Origin of the sequence: Salsuginibacillus kocurii DSM 18087 (genome assembly GCF_000377705.1) — a bacterium.
Classification (GTDB): Bacteria; Bacillota; Bacilli; order Bacillales; family Marinococcaceae; genus Salsuginibacillus; species Salsuginibacillus kocurii.
The window spans coordinates 86,084-103,009 of sequence record NZ_KB898627.1; the positions used below are offsets into that span (position 1 = coordinate 86,084).

Below are 16,926 nucleotides of genomic sequence, written 5' to 3' on the forward strand. Positions count from 1 at the left end.
TTTCCACTTATGAAGCTCTCATGCTGCCCTTAATTTTAAAATCCATCACTTTGCTGGAGAGCAGCCAGGCAAAAAAGCCGGCAAACACCGCTCCACACCAATAAAAGACGATCATCATCTCATCTCCCAGGTGAGCAGGAACAAAAGTGCTCGCAATAATTCCTCCCAGCAAAGCAAAACAGCCGACAATCCCAGCTTTAAACAAAGGCTCCAAGCGTTTAAAGACAAGAAACTCCCCATTAAATTCATTAGGTCCCTTTTCAAATAAGAACAAGCCTAATAAAAATGAACTTGCCGACAACATAAGCGGAAAAGCAATGCCAGGTTCAGTATCATGAAAAAATTGTTGATCAAAGTAGAAAAATAATGTGCCTTTTTGGATCCATTCCAGCCATTCAACCGGCAAGTGAACACCTGCATGAATGTCTACTGAAAGATTTATCAACATCGTAAAACCGAACGGAAAAATTAAAAAGATAAACGTCAGCGCGATTTGTGACACCATTTCTCCGGCAATGGTTCCTATAAATAACGAAAACGTAAAAAAACTGATAAACACGATCAACGGAAAAACGTATGTGTGATAAACAGATAAGCCGCTTAGTAGAGCTTGAAAGTCCGACAGCGCTATAATAAGTAATGAGGCACCGTACGACACACTATAAAAAAGCGCAATAAACAAAGCACCGATACTCCATTTAACTGTAAATATACTTTTTCGTTTAAACGGCAGAGATGCCGTGAAATCCTGCAGCCGGTTGTTGCGTTCCCTGCCGACCATGACGGCGCCCAGAATAACTAATAAAAAAGAGATAAAGAGAGCATAATTTGAACCTGCAAATATCTCATTAATCCCTGTTATATGAAGCGGACCTTCTTGAGCGCTTGAATGCTGCCACTCTTGAATCGTGGTTATCGTTCGCATTAACAGCCAGCCCAAACCGAAAAAAAAGAGAATATATAGAAAGGATTTTTGCTTTTGCAGCTCCTTCATGATCAGGGCTTTAGGAAACAACTTCGTCACCTCCAAGCCGCGCTAAAAAAAGATCTTCCAACGTCATCGGCAATTCATCATAAAGAAGAGGCTGAAACGAATTCACATATTCGTCAGTTAAATCACCAGTGCTTTCAAGCAGGCAAATATAAACCCGGCCTGACTGTTCAAGCAAATACACATATTGCTTCAGTTCCTCCGGCATTTCACCTTTAAATACGAGCTGTACTTTTTTGTAGGACTGTTTCACTTCTTCGATATGATACTCTGAATCAATCCTGCCTGCTTTCATAACAAGAATGTGATCGGCGAGTGTTTCTAGTTCATCCAACCGGTGGGTGGCAATGACAATAGATATATCTTCTTTTGCTACTTCTTCTACCATAAATTTGAGAATTTGGCGTTTAATGATAACATCCAGACCATCTGTTGGTTCGTCCAACAGGATGTATGTAGCTCTAGTAGCAAATGCCATAATTAATGAAAATAACGCCTTTTTCCCTTTTGAATAATGCTTTATTTTTTTCGCTTCTTTCATGTCAAATCGTTCCATTAACTCATAAAAGTATGTTTGATCAAAGGATGGATAAATTTCTTTATATAAGTTCACAACACTTTTAGTCGATTCATTTTTTAACGCTTCGGCCATGTCAGAGACAAAAATCACATTCCGCTTTACATCTGGACGCTTTTGGACATTTTGGCCATTAACTAATACTTCCCCCTCATCTGGACGGAGAACATCTACGATCGTTTTCAGTAATGTTGTTTTTCCTACTCCGTTTCTGCCAACAATCCCTGTAATTTTTCCTTCACCTATAGAAAACGTGACGTCGCTTAATATTTCCTGCCCATGAATGTGTTTCGAGAGATTTTGAATCTTAATCATCCTGGTCTCCCCCTAACTCTTTATAAAATGCTTCTACCCAAACTTTCATCTCTTCTCGGTGAATGCCAGCATAAAATCCTTCAAGCACTGCTTTTTGAATTTGGTCTTTCACCCGTTCGATATCTTTTGGCAGCACATCTTCTGTCGTAAACTCAGCGATAAATGTTCCTCTTCCCCGCATCGTAATAATCACTCCTTGCCGTTCTAATTCCTTATAAGCTTTGCTGACCGTATTTGGATTTACAATGATCTGGGAAGAAAGCTCCCGCACTGAAGGAATACGGTCATTGGGCTGCAAAACGCCTCTAGCCACAAGTTCTTTCATTTGTTGAATGATTTGTTCATAAAGTGGAAGTTGGCTTTTTGGGTCAATTCGGAGCATTGATTTCTCTCCTTCTAATACCTACGCTTTGTATTAATTGTATTAATCAACATAGTACACTTAATACAATATATAAATTTAGTATGGCTGTCAATTACGTTTTATTTCTAAGGAAGCATTTTCTTTATAGAAAGAGGAAATTGACAGTTAATGTGGAAGCTATGTTTGCAAAGGAGATGGTAAGATTGAAACTATATGACAGGGAAGAAACGATGATCGGGACGCTCGGAATTGAAATTGTAGAGGCAAAAGATGATAAAGTGGTAGCTACCATGCCTGTTCATGCTGCTACCAGACAACCCTTTGGCCTGCTTCATGGTGGTGCTTCTGTCGCACTTGCTGAAACTGTGGCCAGTATTGGTTCCTGGCAGCAAATCGACCAGGAGAAGCAAATGGCTTTTGGCTTAGAAATTAATGCTAATCATATCCAAAGTAAATCTGAAGGAATTGTTACTGCAATAGCTTCTCCACTTCATAAAGGGAGAACTACTATGGTTTGGCAAATTGATATAGTAGATGAAGAAAATCAGTACATATCTGTCTGTCGCTGTACGGTTGCCATTAGAAATAAAAAGAAAAGCTGACCTCTTTTTCTGAGGTTACCTTTACTTCAAGGCGGGAATAGAAAAATGAAGCACTTTGAGCAAGGAGGAATCCTAAGATGAGCTTACCCCCCTGCCCCTCTTCTCCTAACTGTGTTTCTTCACTGGCTGAGTCAAAAAAACACTCGATTGAACCGTTCACCTACAAGCAAGAGAAAGAAAAAGCTATATCTGCACTTCACCAGCTTCTTGAAGAAGAATCGTTAGCCACGGTCATTGAAATAACAGAAGAGCGAATTAAAGCCGAATATAAAACACCTGTACTTAAGTTCACCGATGACCTTGAATTTTATTTTGGAGAACTAGGAACAGTTCATCTCCGCTCTGCCTCCAGAATCGGTCACTATGACTTAGGGAAAAACCGAAAAAGAATGGAATATATTCGTAAACAATTCAATAGAAAACTAGGATAATCAAGATATTTGTTTCCCTTTTTCTAATTTAGACCGTTGATATGATCACGAAATTTTAAATCCGCTATCGGCAGGAATCAATTTTAGTGCAAAATAAGATGTGAACATCCGAATCATGAATGTGGCCTTCACTTCAGACGTACGTTTTCCCGAGGGCTTGTCTTCAGCTAACTTGTTCGATGGCAAACCCCATCGAACAAGTGGATCTTCAGCCTGCGCGTTATCCTCTGGGAGTCGCCGTCTTACGTTTCAGCCACTTTTAAATTCCGCATAGTAAATAAAAAATAAATAGATAACATTCTTTTATTACTTATAAAACGTCATTATGAAATTGATTCATAGGAAAAGTGTTTAAATAGAGTGGATGAAATGATCACTAGTTGAGAGGAGAATTTACATGTGTCCAGAAGCTTTCCATCCTGCAAATGAATTACGCATCGGTCATTATTCGGAAACTGCCCCTGATGAAGTGAGTCACCTGTATGACTATGGCTGGGCTGCATTTGAAAATTGGCATACATTACCGCTCCAAAAACGTCTCACCTATTTGCGACTTCTTCGAGAAACGATTGTTGAGAGTCAGGATGAAATCGCTTCTATTATTTCAAAATCCACCGGCAAACCTGAAGTCGATGCTTTAGTTACAGAGGTATTTGCTGTAGTGGATGCAATTAAACACATAGAAAAAGAAGCGCCGTCCATTTTAAACAATGAAAAAGTTAAAACGCCCCTTCAATTTCAAGGAAAAACCTCTTACATTAACCGAAAACCCCGGGGAACAATTTTAGTCATTTCCCCTTGGAATTATCCGTTTCAACTTGGCATGATTTCTACACTTGAAGCAATCGCGATGGGCAACACCGTCATTTTAAAACCTTCGGAAATGACGCCGATGGTGGGAGAACTGTTAAAAAGACTTAGCGGTATTTTTCCAGACCATGTGCTGCAAGTTGTTATTGGCGGGAAAGAGCTAGGGGAAGCATTAGTGGAAGAGGGACCCGATTACATTCACTTCACCGGATCCGTAGAAGTTGGAAAGGTGATTCAAATGGCAGCAGCTAAACAGCTTATCCCAACCACCCTTGAATTGGGTGGAAAAGATGCGATGATCGTCCGAAATGATGCTAATATCACCCGGGCAGCAAAAGCAGCTGTTTGGGGCGCGTTCAGTAACAGCGGTCAAATCTGTTTATCTGTGGAACGTGTTTACGTCCATGAGCAAGCTTATCCTGGCTTTATTACTGAGGTAAGACGAGAAGTTGCCAAATTAAAACAAGACCTTTCCTCTGAAGCAGATATGGGAACAATGACAACAAAAGCTCAAAAACAAGTCGTAGCACATCAGCTTAGAGATGCGTTGAATAAAAATGCAACCCTCGAATACGGTGAAAGCCCGGACCATTGGAACGAAAACGATTCATTTATTTCCCCACTTGTATTAACAAATGTAACTCACGATATGGCCATTATGCAGGAAGAAACATTTGGGCCGGTAATGCCGATCCATACGTTCGAAAATGATCAGGAAGCTGTGGACCTTGCAAATGACACAGATTATGGTTTAGGTGGCAGCATCTTCACTTCTGATCTTGAACGGGCAAATGAAATGATTGCCAAGCTTGAGACTGGCAATGTAATGATTAACGATGTGATTAAAAGTGTGGCTAATCCACATTTGCCTTATGGCGGTGTCAAACAATCGGGCATAGGAAAAAGTCGGGGCCGCACCGGGATGCAAGCTTTTTGTATTGAAACCTCTGTAATGAGCGATGCCGGCAAAGCAGACACAGAATTCAACTATTTTCCAAACACAGGGAAATATCATTTGTTAAAACAAATGATTTCTGCTTATTGGGGCCCAAAAAAAGACTACAAAAAGTTAGTTAGTACGTTTTTGGAGTTAAATAAACGGACAAAATGATGTTAGCATGCCTTTTTGAATTTGCTACAGGTGGCCGCTCTCATCACAAGTATAAACACACCACCGACTTCATCTTTACTTCGTTTGAATTATTTCATTACGAATTCAGGTGTTAGCTTTGCAACGATAGTAACAACATGAACGTTTTTGAGCTCGTTCCTTTTCCGTTAGCCTGATGATCGTTAAAGGAACGAGCTTTCTATATAATCAGTTTCATATTTTTGAATTCAGGGAATAGTCTGAATATACAATCATCTATTTACGTAAGGGGGAAGTAATGTGGGTGGTGAAGTATTAGCCATATTGGCGCTTTCTGCTGCATTGATAGGCCTAAGCTTAATCATGGCATATGCTCTTCTGAAAAATGCTTCGTTTGATGATTAAGTCCCCTACATTTCCCACTACTCATTGCTTTGTTGCTTCTATCATTCTTAGCAAGACTTTTACTACTACCATACAGTTCATTACCGCAAGCATGTAAACTTTCTATTAGCATAGCCAGCCGAGTTGAAGAAGCTTTCGGCTGGCTTTTGTCGTGTCAGCGATTTCCCTGGCTATTCTCTATCCACCGTTATTAACAGCCGCTAACTAAGAAAGATCAAACCGTACGCCAAACCACCCACGATAACAAGGGCTGGATGTACCTTCCATTTTTCTAACGAAAAGTAACTGATTACCGCGATAATCGCCGTATGAAGCCAGCCGCTGTCTATTCCAGCTTCCCAAAAAAATTCAAAAGCCAAAACGCCTAGTAATATAGCGATGATTGGGCGAATCCAGGCAGTCATACGTTTTACTTTCGGATTATCTTTATGTTTATATAAAAAGCCAAGCAGCACAAACATTAACAATAAGGAAGGAGCAATCGTCGCAAAAAGACCAACAAAAGCTCCGGAGATGCCTGCTACATCATAGCCAATGTAGCCGGCCATTTTTGTAGCTATCGGCCCTGGTAGTGAATTGCCGAACGCCAACGCTTCACTGAACTCTGTATTTGTCATCCACTCATATCGATCAACCACTTCATACTGAATGAGTGGAATTGAAGCGGGTCCGCCTCCGTAACCTAATATGCCGGGCCAAAAAAAGGCTAAAAAGATTTCAATATAGATCACAACAGAAACATCCTTTCAAAACAACCCCGTAAGCTAAACACTTTATTTCTTCTTTTTCCCTAATGTATAAACCATCACAGCTCCAATAATAAATACTGGATGCCAACTCAATATTCCTATGAATAAAAGACCAGCTGCACCTAGGAGTGAAGCGGTCAACCATCCCGTCTGTTCTTTTCCTTTCATAAAAAACTGAATGGTTAAAATGAGCAGCATCACACCAACTACTGGGATGACTCCTTGAAGCATGCCTTGCACCCACGCTTCATCCCGGTACTGTAACAATGGGGCAAGCAGCACTATCATAAGGATTGCTGTCGGCAAAACACAAGCTGCAATGGCATTAATCATTCCAGCTGTTCCGCCTATGCGATACCCAATGTAACCTGCAAGCTTAGTAATAATTGGACCTGGAAGTGTGTTTCCAAGTGCCAGCACATCGGCAAATTCCTCATCATCCATCCATTCATATGTTTCCACTACTTCTTTATGGACAAGAGGTATGGCAGCCGGTCCTCCACCGTACCCTAATATACCTGGTCGAAAAAAGGCTAAAAAGATCTTTGCTTGTTTATTCATGGCAGTGTATCAAACAACTGTTGATACTTCCCCCCTTTATGCCTTCTAGTGATTCATTCTATTAAAGTATCATGTTTGTTTTCGACCTGCATAGTGGAAGTTTTCATATAATCTTTCCTGGAACTGGGCTGAAACAACAGATGATATCGCGTATAATGGCTAGATAAGTTCATACTGCAATTGAAATTCAAAAATTAGCTGCATCAGATAGAATCGTGTCAAAAAAGCCACCTGGCTCTTTTGACTGGAGGTTGAATCGATTGGATAAAGCGCGCAAGCTTTTAAAAAATTACTTTGGTTATAATTCCTTCCGTGAAGGACAGGAGAAACTGATACAGACGGTTATACATGGAGAAGATGCCCTTGGGGTCATGCCGACTGGAGGTGGGAAATCAGTGTGCTATCAAATTCCCGCGCTGCGGTTTTCTCACTTAACTGTCGTCATTTCTCCTCTTATTTCCCTTATGAAAGATCAAGTAGATGAAATGAAAGCTCTAGGCATCGAAGCTACCTATATCAACAGCACACTAACAATGGAAGAAGTGCAGGATCGTTTGCAAGAAATCCGGTCCAATCACGAGCTGAAACTGCTCTACCTTGCACCCGAGCGTTTAGAGAATCAATTTATCGTCAGGACTTTGGATGAACGAGGGATATCATTAATTGCCTTAGACGAAGCCCATTGCCTGTCGCAATGGGGGCATGACTTCCGGCCCAGTTATTTACACCTTCCAGCCATGCTTTCTTCTCTTCGTTCGCGACCAACTCTGATTGCCTTAACGGCTACAGCAACACCTGCTGTACAAAAGGAAATCTGCGAAACATTAAATATTGAACATGTGGTTAACACCGGATTTTTCCGTGACAACCTACGCTTTCATGTTATCAAAGGGGGAGACCGGGATCGTTACACTCTCGATTTTATAAAGAAGCGTAAAGATGAATCTGGCATTATTTACACAAGTACCAGAAAAGAGGCAGAACGCCTTTATCGCCTTCTTCATAAGGAAGGCATAGAAGCAGGTGTCTATCACGGCGGAATGGGTGCCACCGAACGGCAATGGCAGCAAGAAAAATTTGTACATGATCGCATTCAGGTAATGACGGCTACTACTGCTTTTGGAATGGGAATTAATAAAGCTGACGTGCGTTACGTTATTCATTACCAACTGCCAAAAAACATGGAAACTTACTATCAGGAAGCAGGTCGTGCTGGCCGGGACGGGGAATTAAGCGACTGCATTCTGCTTTATCATCCGCAAGATATTCGTACCCAACAATACATTCTGGACCAATCTGAATTATCGGAAGCGCGTAAAACACTTGAATATGATAAACTCCAGAAAATGATCTCCTATGCCCACACTGAGACCTGCCTGGCGACGTATCTTCTGAATTATTTCGGAGATGCCACTACTCAACCATGCGGCCTCTGCGGACCGTGTACAGACACTCGTGAAACTGTTGATGTTACGACAGAAACACAAATGGTGCTCTCTTGCGTCAAGCGCATGGATGAACGTTTTGGCAAAGCAATGGTAGCTCAAGTGTTAGCCGGTTCTGCCAACCAACGCATAAAAGACCTACACTTTGATGAGCTATCCACTTACGGGTTGTTAAAAGAAAAAAATCAAAAAACAATTACAAGCTTTATCGATTTCTTAACAGCCGAAGGTTATCTCACGCTTACCGGAGGGACGTACCCAGTACTACGCTTAACTGAACAAGCCAAAGCTGTTCTCCAGGGAAAAAAAGAAGTTTACCGGAAAGAAACTTTTCCTAAATCCCTTGATGAAGATAAAACTGAAGAACACCCGCTCTTCCCTGAACTGAGGGCATTGCGTAAAGAAATTGCCCAGTCTGAGAATATTGCTCCTTACATGGTCTTTTCTGATCGGGCCTTAAAAGAAATGTGCACCCTAGAACCGCAAACTGAAGAAGAAATGCTAGAAGTTAAAGGGGTTGGAGAACATAAACTGCAGACATATGGCTCAATATTTCTTGAAAAAATTCAAGACTATATCCAAAGCTCAGCCACTTATAGCGACAATAAAGATTCCGCGTCTACCTACTCGCAGTAAGTGTTCAGACATGATATCATAGAAGGTGGACTATAATTAAAAGGATGTATGTAAATGATTAATTGTAATAACGTAGGATTACGTTACGGAGATAAAAAGCTGTTTGAAGAAGTCAATATCAAGTTTACTCCCGGGAACTGCTATGGGTTGATTGGAGCTAATGGGGCAGGCAAATCCACTTTTTTAAAGATTTTATCTGGTGAAATTGAAGCACAAACAGGTGATGTTCAGCTTGATAAAGGCCAGCGCATGGCTGTTCTCAAGCAGGATCATTTCGAATATGAAGAATATGAAGTGCTCGAAACTGTAATAATGGGCTATCAAAAGCTCTACGAAGTGATGAAAGAAAAAGAAGCCATTTATATGAAAGAAGATTTTTCCGATGAGGATGGCATGCGCGCAGCCGAACTCGAAGGTGAATTCGCTGAAATGAATGGCTATGAAGCAGAAACTGAGGCTGCAATGCTTTTAAATGGCTTAGGGATCAGCGACGATCTTCATCATAAGAAAATGGCCGAACTTGTCGGTGGAGAGAAAGTAAAAGTGCTTCTCGCCCAAGCTTTGTTTGGGAATCCTGACATTCTCCTTATGGACGAGCCGACTAACCACCTTGACCTTCAAGCAGTCAAATGGCTCGAAGAATTCTTAATTAATTTTGAGAACACAGTCATTGTCGTCTCTCACGACCGTCACTTTTTAAACAAAGTATGTACTCATATTGCTGACATTGATTTTGGTAAAATTGAATTGTATGTCGGTAACTACGACTTCTGGTATGAATCCAGCCAGTTGGCTCAAAAAATGGCAAAGGAACAAAACCGCAAGAAAGAAGAGCAAATAAAAGAGCTGAAAGAGTTTATTGCCCGATTTAGTGCGAATGCTTCCAAGTCAAAACAGGCAACTTCACGTAAAAAGACATTAGATAAGATTGAGCTGGATGATATTAAACCATCCTCGCGCAAGTACCCTTATGTACACTTCAAGCCAGAACGTGAAATCGGCAATGACCTGCTTACGGTGGAAAACTTATCGAAATCCATTGATGGCGAAAAAGTATTGGACAATGTCAATTTCACCTTGCAGCCAAATGAAAAGATTGCGTTAGTAGGTAACCAGGAAGTTGCCAAAACCACTCTTCTTAAAATCCTTGCTGGTGAAATGGAGCCTGACACTGGCCACTACGTTTGGGGTAAAACGACGTCTCAGTCCTACTTCCCGAAAGACAATGCTGCCTACTTTGAAGGCTCAAAGCTCACGTTAATTGATTGGCTTCGTCAATATTCCCCTGAAGATCAAAGTGAAACCTTTATTCGCAGCTTTCTCGGACGCATGCTCTTTTCAGGTGAACAAGCCAAGAAAAAAGCTGACGTTTTATCCGGAGGAGAGAAAGTTCGCTGCATGCTTTCGAAGATGATGCTATCAGGTGCAAATGTTCTTTTATTTGATGAGCCAACAAACCACCTGGACCTTGAAGCTATTCAAGCCTTGAACAATGCGCTTGTTGAGTTTAAAGGGACCGTGATCTTCTCCTCTCATGACTATGAATTCATCCAAACTATTGCGGACCGAATCATTGAATTCACACCGACAGGCATGGTTGACAAGAAGTTAAGTTATGAAGAATATTTAGCAGAAGAACATTTAATTAAAGATACGCCTTAATGAAAAAGAGGGAGCGTCTCCTGGACACTCCCTCTTTTTCATGTATTTGTTACTGTTTTCGTTCGAAGGAACGATCCAGCGCCCCGTACACTTGAGCGATCCATTGCCTATTTTTCCCTAAATCCCCTTTGCGATTACGAACAGTAGAAACTACATCAACTGCTACTTCCCGGAACTCCATGGTGACTACCGTAATCACCATATCATATCTTCGGCTTCTTTCTTGAATGTCTATAACCATCTCGCCTCGTTCCTGGTCTACACTTACAACTTCTCCCGGAATATTCTTTTTCACTACCGTCTCAAGCGATTGTAATACATCTTTTTGTGAAGCACGGTAATATCTGGTTTGCAATTCTTCGATTGAAGTATGATCACGTGTTTCCTCTCCATCTTTCCAAAATCGAGTGAGCTTGTACCCCATTTCCATGAGTGCGTATCTCCTTTGTCTAATCCTCAGTTTTATTATCTCGATCGTATAATCAAGTTGTTTACTTATTCAAACGTTCATTCCCGATTACTTCAGCTGTTATTCACCTGTGACAACTTTAAGATTTAATAATATTAATTATACCAAAACTACTCCATTCAATCTAAAGGATTAGTACTTTCCGACGGAGTTCGGCAGAATTTGTAAAGAGATTGTTATCTGCTTGTTACCCTCCCCCAAGCTTAATTGCGATATGATAGAGCTAGGTAATATGAGGAGGTGCTCCCTTTTGATTTATAAAACGTTAGTCTTTAGTATTATGTCACTTGGCCTTGTAGCTTGTGCCTCAACGAGTGAGACAAACGATGATACCGAACAGGATGAAATTTCTCAATCCGAACAACAAATCTCTAATGAAATAGACAATGAATCAAATGAAAACCAAGACACAGACTCCACCTCTTCTGATAATCCGTACGATGAGTCGCCAAACAGAGAGGATACTCAAGAAGACGAAACTGAATCAGATCCTCCGTCCAGTAATGAGGAGAGCGATAGTACCTCACCTCCAGAAGAAGAACTAGAAGAAACTGAGACAGGCCCTGATTTAAGCGACCTTGATGTCACAGGTGAAGATTTACAAGCGGACCACAATCAGGAGCAAGAAGTAGCAGATGAGGAAGAAGAAACGAATTCTTCTCCAGAAGAATCTTCAAAAACAGTAATTGAAGAAGAGGACGAAGTCGACGAAGAGGATTCTGAAGAAAATGAAGACGAAGGCTCCGAATCCGAAGATAAAGATGAAGACTCATCCAAGGAAGATGAGCAAAATGAAGAAGAAAGTAATCAAGAAGAGGAAGACATAACTGAGGAAGATGAGAATGAAGAAGAACTAGAAGAAGGATCAGAGGAAGAATCAGAAGAACAAAATTCTGAATTTGTAAATGAAGAGGAGGAAGAACAAGAATCCTCTGATTCTAATGAAGTCTACCCCGAACATTTGAAAAAAGAAGAAGAAGACGAGGAAGAAGTAGAAGAAGAATCAACTGAGAATGAAGGGGAAGATGAGGACGAGGAAGACGAAGGCGAAGAAGAAGCCTCTGATAAAGAAAATGAAGAAGAAGACGAATAATATAGAAAAAGGCTTTCCACCTATAACAGCGGAAAAGCCTTTTTCTTTTATCCCTGAAGATCTCACAATTGGGCCTACCTTCATGCTAGTTCATTCCAAGTTGAAATTGGAGAAGCCTCCTTAGATTGGCGCTTTTTTGAACGAGTAAAGAAGTGCTTTCAGCAATGGCATCCTCTAAAGACATTGGGCGATTTAACATGCTAAAGGCAGCATCAATCCCGGTTTCTTCTAACTGCAAGTAGTCCACTTCAACCGTTCCTGCAATAGCAAATACAGGGAGATCATATTTTTTTGCTAACTTCCCCACTCCTGCCGGTGTTTTGCCATGCATCGTTTGGCCGTCCATTCTTCCTTCTCCCGTAATGACTAAATCTGCCCTTTTTATGAAGGATTCAAGGCCAGTAATCTTAATAACTAGGTCAATTCCAGGTTTTAATTCCGCTTTTGCGAAAGCTAATAATCCTGCTCCCAACCCTCCAGCCGCCCCTGCACCAGCTGTGTTCTCAACATTGAGTCCGAGGTCTCGCACCATTACAGTTGCGTACTTCTCCATTGCCTGGTCCAATTCTTTCACCATTTCCTCGGAGGCGCCTTTTTGTGGGCCAAAAACAAAGGAGGCCCCTTCTTCACCTGTTAAAGGGTTGTCTACATCACAAGCTACTTCTAAACGAGTAGATTGTAAGCGCTCATCCATATTGGAGATATCAATATTCGCCACTTGTTGGAGCCCTTGGCCTCCATATTCTACTTCTTCACCGTGTTCGTCTTTTATACTAGCGCCCAGGGCTTGAGCCATACCAATCCCTCCATCATTGGTAGCGCTCCCGCCAATACCTAATATAATGTGGCGGGCACCTTGATCAAGCGCAGCTTGAATTAACTGTCCGGTGCCATAAGTAGTGGTTCGCATCGGATCCCGTTCAGTAGGAGGGACTAATTCTAATCCAGAAGCTGATGCCATTTCAATAAATGCTGTATCACCATCTCCTGAAACGCCGTATTCAGCTGTGATCAGACTTCCAAGCGGACCAATAACCTGCTCACTTTTTAGCTCTCCGTTTGTTGCATCAATGAGAGATTGGACAGTTCCTTCACCGCCATCAGCCATCGGAACCATATGGAGCTGATCCTCATCGCTAACTAATTGAATCCCTCGAGCGATCGCACTGGCTGCCTCAGCGGCCGTTAAGCTTTCTTTAAAAGAATCTGGAGCAATAACAATATTCATAACATTTTCACTTCCTTAAGTTAAGCGTTTGCATTTTAGGAGTTATGTAAGAAAACATTCTGTACAATGGGGGACGTCCCACAAGTCAGTTCTCGGCCAAAGCATCTGGAATATACTCCTCTCTCGAGCGAAGGTTCAGCCTCTTTTAGAGCCACAACCGGCTCGTTGAGAGGCTTCACTCTGTTATTTGAGCCGAGGAAGTCTCACATATTCTGCTGGCTGCCTTTCATACCTTAAACTACTTGCAAGGACGCCCCATCTTTTCTACCGCCTTCTTCTATCTTAAGACGGTTCTTTAAATGTGTCTATATGTTCTAGGTGTAAATTTGAACAATTTGCTATGGATTGACTCAATTGCCCAAGATCGTTACCACTTTGGTCCAGTGCTACATAAACATACGATTGAAGGATCGTACAATATTCTCCATCAGCATCCAGACCTTCAAACTGTAACTTCAGCTTTCCATTTAAAGGGGGTCTGCTCATTATGAAACCTCCTTTCCTTGCTTATATTTCATTAAGCTGTGCTTAAATCAGGCTCATGTCCCCTTTAAAAAAGTTCCAGCGTTTGTCGGTCTGATCTAAATTATGGATCTCACGATAGCCATGCTGGACAAAACGAGCATTTTTCAATTGTTCAAAGCAAAAGTTTCTAGAATGATACACAGTCACGTCATGGGTAGTTGTGACAATTTCACTAACGTAATTTTGAATTTTCCGAAAACCCGCTACATTATGTGCTACGACCCAGCCCGTTCTTGCTTGACTGCCTACCTTCTCTCTTGAATGGTACGGGATTAACGTCAACGAACCAGTTAAAGGGACTGGAAGCAACTGTTTTTTACCTAAAAGAAATTGCCCATAGCGCTTTCGATTTGATGCCAGGTTTGTACCAAAATAATCTAGAATTTTATCAAGCAGCTGATCAGCAGTAAGCGGCCAGATCTCTAGTTGCTCCCCTTTTAAACATACTCCCGCCCCGTCACCTACCCCAGGTTCAATGGCAGGATAAAATGCTTCACCTTCCTCTAAAAATTGTTCTACTCTACACGACATATTCATAACCGTTCTCTCCATTCTTTAAAGAGTTTATACGCAATTCCTCCTTTATCCTACTTGCTGTTTTCACTTTTTACGAGTTTTCTATGAGAGCGAAAAGCTGCCATTTTCACTTCATAATGTGCTCTACTGACAAAAAGTGAATAGATTTTAGTTCTATCAGCGCCATAGACTAAAATCACATTAATTATAGCACAAAGAATTACAAATTATAAAAATATTTTGTAATTTTTTGAAAAAATATAGGTCAAATGATCAAAAACAAAAGCTGCCCTTTTCGGACAGCTTCTTACAACGTTACATAAGTGTAATTACAATTCGTAATCAGTGACTGCGCCACGTGCACTAGAAGATACAAGCTTCGCATATTTTGCTAGCGCACCATTTTTCTTAGCTGCTGTAGGCTGCCAAGCTTGTCGGCGTTTCTCAAGCTCTTGCTCGGAAACTTTCATATTGATTTCTTGTGTGTCTCCATCAATTTCAACCGTGTCTCCGTCCTTCAATAGGCCAATGTTCCCGCCTGCTTGTGCTTCAGGAGCCACGTGACCGATGACAAAACCGTGAGAGCCTCCCGAAAAACGACCATCTGTGAGAAGAGCTACTTTTCCACCTAATCCACGGCCAACAATCATTGAAGTAGGAGAAAGCATTTCCGGCATGCCAGGACCACCTTTTGGCCCTACATTCCGAATGACGAGAACATCACCTTCTTTAATTTCGCCATCCATAATAGCTGTGGTGGCTGTGTCCTCACTGTCAAATACTTTAGCTGTTCCTTCAAAACGGCTCACTTTCTGTCCAGAAAGCTTAGCAACTGCACCTTCAGGGGCCAGATTTCCTCGTAAAACAACGAGCGGTCCGGTAGGTTTAATTGCTTCAGAAAGTGGATAAATGACATCTTGGTCTTTCTTCAATTCCGGCACTTCGGCAAGGTTTTCAGCCAATGTTTTGCCGGTGACTGTTAAACAATCACCATGAAGCAGACCTTCAGCGTGGAGCATTTTCATAACGCCCGGCACACCGCCGACCTCAAACAGATCATCAAACACGTATTTACCGCTAGGTTTCAAATTCGCAATGTGTGGGACACGCTCTCGAATCCGCTCAAAGTCTTCATAAGAAAGGTCAACCTCTGCTGAATGAGCAATCGCAAGTAAATGTAAAAACGCATTGGTTGAACCGCCAAGAGCCATGACGACAGTAATTGCATTTTCAAAGGCTTCTTTTGTCATAATGTCCCGCGGATAAATATCTTGTTTCAATAATTCAATCACAAGTTCTCCGGCCTGGCGACATTCACTTTCTTTGTATTTATCTACTGCCGGTGTCGATGAGGAGCCAGGAATGCTCATGCCTAAAGCTTCCACAGCGGCTGACATCGTATTGGCTGTATACATGCCTCCACAAGCTCCTGCTCCAGGACAGGCCTGGCATTCAACAGCATGGAGTTCTTCATCATCAATGATGCCTTGATGATACTTTCCTACCGCTTCAAATGAAGAAACGATATCGATATCTTTGCCGTCCAAATTTCCCGGTTTAATCGTCCCACCATATACATAAACTGACGGCAAATTGAGACGGCCAATAGCCATCAAACAGCCTGGTGTCGTTTTATCGCACCCGCCGATAGCCACAACTCCGTCTAACGCTTCAGCTCCAGTCACCGTTTCGATTGAATCAGCAATCACTTCCCGGCTGGGCAGTGAATATTGCATCCCATCATGACCCATGGAAATACCATCCGAGACAGTAATCGTATTAAAGATCATCGGTGCGCCTCCGCCATCTCTGGCTCCGGCTTTTGCTTCCTTGGCAAGCTCGTCAATATGTACGTTACACGGAGTTACTTCACTCCACGTGCTCGCCACACCTACCATCGGTTTTTTAAAATCTTCATCTGTGAAGCCGACTGCCCGAAGCATAGAACGGTTAGGCACCCGATTTACCCCTTCACTGATCACTTTACTTCGTATCCGCAAATCCTTCTCATTACTCACACGCTTGCACCTCTCTCTTTTCCTCTTTCTTACTCTTTTCTTAACTAATTGCTTATTCATTAGGCTCTGTTAATCGTGGTTGATATTCGCTTCAGGCTGCTCACTTTTTCTACAGGCACAAGGGCGACATCAGCTTCACTTCCTTTGTTTCCGCGGTCAGCTTTGCTGGTCCAGGCCAAAAGTCACCCCGGCGATACATCTTTGTGGAGTCTTATTTACCCGCTTGCCACAGGCATCTTACCCTTTACGATTCCATCAACTCTGTCCTTTATTAGAGCCATTCGTTAAATGAGTAAAGCATGAGTGAAAACTACTCTTTAACCATACGCCATCTTAAATTTTCAGTCAATTGAAAGTAGACGATTTCTTCTGGAAATTACATGTGAATGATTAGATTTTGGATGGTTTCACTTCATGGTTTCCTAAGAAGAAAGAGGCA

General features: G+C 41.8%; 16 protein-coding genes. 6 read left to right on the forward strand and 10 right to left on the reverse strand.

The window, feature by feature from the left end; all coding sequences use genetic code 11:
• Positions 1 to 7 precede the first annotated feature (7 nt).
• From D469_RS0110865 to D469_RS0110875, 3 genes are read right to left on the reverse strand one after another with little or no spacing between them, the layout of a single operon-like run.
• Complete coding sequence (locus D469_RS0110865; RefSeq protein ID WP_018923420.1) at positions 8 to 1,015, reverse strand: ABC-2 transporter permease; 1,008 nt, start codon at positions 1,013 to 1,015, stop codon at positions 8 to 10.
• Complete coding sequence (locus D469_RS0110870) at positions 1,005 to 1,883, reverse strand: ABC transporter ATP-binding protein (protein ID WP_018923421.1); 879 nt, start codon at positions 1,881 to 1,883, stop codon at positions 1,005 to 1,007. The genes D469_RS0110865 and D469_RS0110870 overlap by 11 nt, the downstream gene beginning before the upstream one ends.
• Positions 1,876 to 2,265: a GntR family transcriptional regulator gene (locus D469_RS0110875; RefSeq protein ID WP_018923422.1), complete on the reverse strand. Its 390-nt coding sequence runs from the start codon at positions 2,263 to 2,265 to the stop codon at positions 1,876 to 1,878. The genes D469_RS0110870 and D469_RS0110875 overlap by 8 nt, the downstream gene beginning before the upstream one ends.
• A 176-nt stretch (positions 2,266 to 2,441) precedes the next feature.
• On the opposite strand from D469_RS0110875, the gene D469_RS0110880 reads away from it, so the two are divergent.
• The 3 genes from D469_RS0110880 (at position 2,442) to D469_RS0110890 (ending at position 5,201) form a co-directional block, all read left to right on the forward strand.
• A complete protein-coding gene (locus D469_RS0110880; RefSeq protein WP_040606791.1) occupies positions 2,442 to 2,849 on the forward strand; it encodes a hotdog fold thioesterase in 408 nt (135 codons plus the stop codon).
• Between the two features lie 77 nt (positions 2,850 to 2,926).
• Positions 2,927 to 3,280 carry a DUF1499 domain-containing protein gene (locus D469_RS20160; RefSeq protein WP_018923424.1) on the forward strand — a complete coding sequence of 118 codons (354 nt, stop codon included), beginning with the start codon at positions 2,927 to 2,929 and terminating at the stop codon, positions 3,278 to 3,280.
• A gap of 397 nt (positions 3,281 to 3,677) precedes the next feature.
• Positions 3,678 to 5,201 (forward strand): aldehyde dehydrogenase family protein, encoded by a 1,524-nt coding sequence (locus tag D469_RS0110890; RefSeq protein ID WP_018923425.1) that lies wholly within the window; start codon positions 3,678 to 3,680, stop codon positions 5,199 to 5,201.
• Between the two features lie 584 nt (positions 5,202 to 5,785).
• On the opposite strand, the gene D469_RS0110900 is transcribed toward D469_RS0110890, so the two are convergent.
• On the reverse strand, positions 5,786 to 6,316 hold the full coding sequence (locus tag D469_RS0110900; protein ID WP_018923427.1) for a chromate transporter: 531 nt from the start codon (positions 6,314 to 6,316) through the stop codon (positions 5,786 to 5,788).
• Between the two features lie 42 nt (positions 6,317 to 6,358).
• Positions 6,359 to 6,895 carry a chromate transporter gene (locus D469_RS0110905; RefSeq protein ID WP_018923428.1) on the reverse strand — a complete coding sequence of 179 codons (537 nt, stop codon included), beginning with the start codon at positions 6,893 to 6,895 and terminating at the stop codon, positions 6,359 to 6,361.
• Between the two features lie 260 nt (positions 6,896 to 7,155).
• On the opposite strand from D469_RS0110905, the gene recQ reads away from it, so the two are divergent.
• Positions 7,156 to 8,976 (forward strand): DNA helicase RecQ, encoded by a 1,821-nt coding sequence (gene recQ / locus D469_RS20165; protein ID WP_018923429.1) that lies wholly within the window; start codon positions 7,156 to 7,158, stop codon positions 8,974 to 8,976.
• A gap of 54 nt (positions 8,977 to 9,030) precedes the next feature.
• On the forward strand, positions 9,031 to 10,638 hold the full coding sequence (locus D469_RS0110915) for an ABC-F family ATP-binding cassette domain-containing protein (RefSeq protein WP_018923430.1): 1,608 nt from the start codon (positions 9,031 to 9,033) through the stop codon (positions 10,636 to 10,638).
• A 49-nt stretch (positions 10,639 to 10,687) separates the two neighbouring features.
• Here D469_RS0110915 and D469_RS0110920 read toward each other — a convergent pair whose 3' ends face one another.
• On the reverse strand, positions 10,688 to 11,068 hold the full coding sequence (locus tag D469_RS0110920; RefSeq protein WP_018923431.1) for a DUF1499 domain-containing protein: 381 nt from the start codon (positions 11,066 to 11,068) through the stop codon (positions 10,688 to 10,690).
• Between the two features lie 289 nt (positions 11,069 to 11,357).
• On the opposite strand from D469_RS0110920, the gene D469_RS20170 reads away from it, so the two are divergent.
• A complete protein-coding gene (locus D469_RS20170; protein WP_018923432.1) occupies positions 11,358 to 12,200 on the forward strand; it encodes a hypothetical protein in 843 nt (280 codons plus the stop codon).
• Between the two features lie 85 nt (positions 12,201 to 12,285).
• Here D469_RS20170 and D469_RS0110930 read toward each other — a convergent pair whose 3' ends face one another.
• The 4 genes from D469_RS0110930 to ilvD form a co-directional block, all read right to left on the reverse strand.
• Positions 12,286 to 13,428, reverse strand: coding sequence for a glycerate kinase (locus D469_RS0110930; RefSeq protein ID WP_018923433.1), 1,143 nt, complete (start codon positions 13,426 to 13,428; stop codon positions 12,286 to 12,288).
• A 282-nt stretch (positions 13,429 to 13,710) separates the two neighbouring features.
• Entirely contained in the window at positions 13,711 to 13,914 is a 204-nt protein-coding gene (locus D469_RS0110935) for a hypothetical protein (RefSeq protein ID WP_018923434.1), read from the reverse strand.
• A 42-nt stretch (positions 13,915 to 13,956) separates the two neighbouring features.
• Positions 13,957 to 14,490, reverse strand: a complete 534-nt coding sequence (locus D469_RS20175) for a hypothetical protein (RefSeq protein WP_156816973.1) — start codon at positions 14,488 to 14,490, stop codon at positions 13,957 to 13,959.
• A 308-nt stretch (positions 14,491 to 14,798) separates the two neighbouring features.
• A complete protein-coding gene (gene ilvD, locus D469_RS0110945; RefSeq protein ID WP_026286205.1) occupies positions 14,799 to 16,487 on the reverse strand; it encodes a dihydroxy-acid dehydratase in 1,689 nt (562 codons plus the stop codon).
• Between the last annotated feature and the right edge of the window lie 439 nt (positions 16,488 to 16,926).

What these genes read in the sequence shown, in the direction of transcription:
- D469_RS20160 (WP_018923424.1), top strand. Translation starts at nt 2,927, where the DNA reads ATGAGCTTACCCCCCTGCCCCTCTTCTCCTAACTGTGTTTCTTCACTG.
- D469_RS0110880 (WP_040606791.1), top strand. Translation starts at nt 2,442, where the DNA reads ATGGTAAGATTGAAACTATATGACAGGGAAGAAACGATGATCGGGACG.
- D469_RS0110915 (WP_018923430.1), top strand. Translation starts at nt 9,031, where the DNA reads ATGATTAATTGTAATAACGTAGGATTACGTTACGGAGATAAAAAGCTG.
- D469_RS0110935 (WP_018923434.1), bottom strand. Translation starts at nt 13,914, where the DNA reads ATGAGCAGACCCCCTTTAAATGGAAAGCTGAAGTTACAGTTTGAAGGT.
- D469_RS0110890 (WP_018923425.1), top strand. Translation starts at nt 3,678, where the DNA reads ATGTGTCCAGAAGCTTTCCATCCTGCAAATGAATTACGCATCGGTCAT.
- D469_RS0110930 (WP_018923433.1), bottom strand. Translation starts at nt 13,428, where the DNA reads ATGAATATTGTTATTGCTCCAGATTCTTTTAAAGAAAGCTTAACGGCC.
- D469_RS0110875 (WP_018923422.1), bottom strand. Translation starts at nt 2,265, where the DNA reads ATGCTCCGAATTGACCCAAAAAGCCAACTTCCACTTTATGAACAAATC.
- D469_RS0110920 (WP_018923431.1), bottom strand. Translation starts at nt 11,068, where the DNA reads ATGGAAATGGGGTACAAGCTCACTCGATTTTGGAAAGATGGAGAGGAA.
- D469_RS20175 (WP_156816973.1), bottom strand. Translation starts at nt 14,490, where the DNA reads ATGAATATGTCGTGTAGAGTAGAACAATTTTTAGAGGAAGGTGAAGCA.
- D469_RS0110905 (WP_018923428.1), bottom strand. Translation starts at nt 6,895, where the DNA reads ATGAATAAACAAGCAAAGATCTTTTTAGCCTTTTTTCGACCAGGTATA.
- D469_RS0110870 (WP_018923421.1), bottom strand. Translation starts at nt 1,883, where the DNA reads ATGATTAAGATTCAAAATCTCTCGAAACACATTCATGGGCAGGAAATA.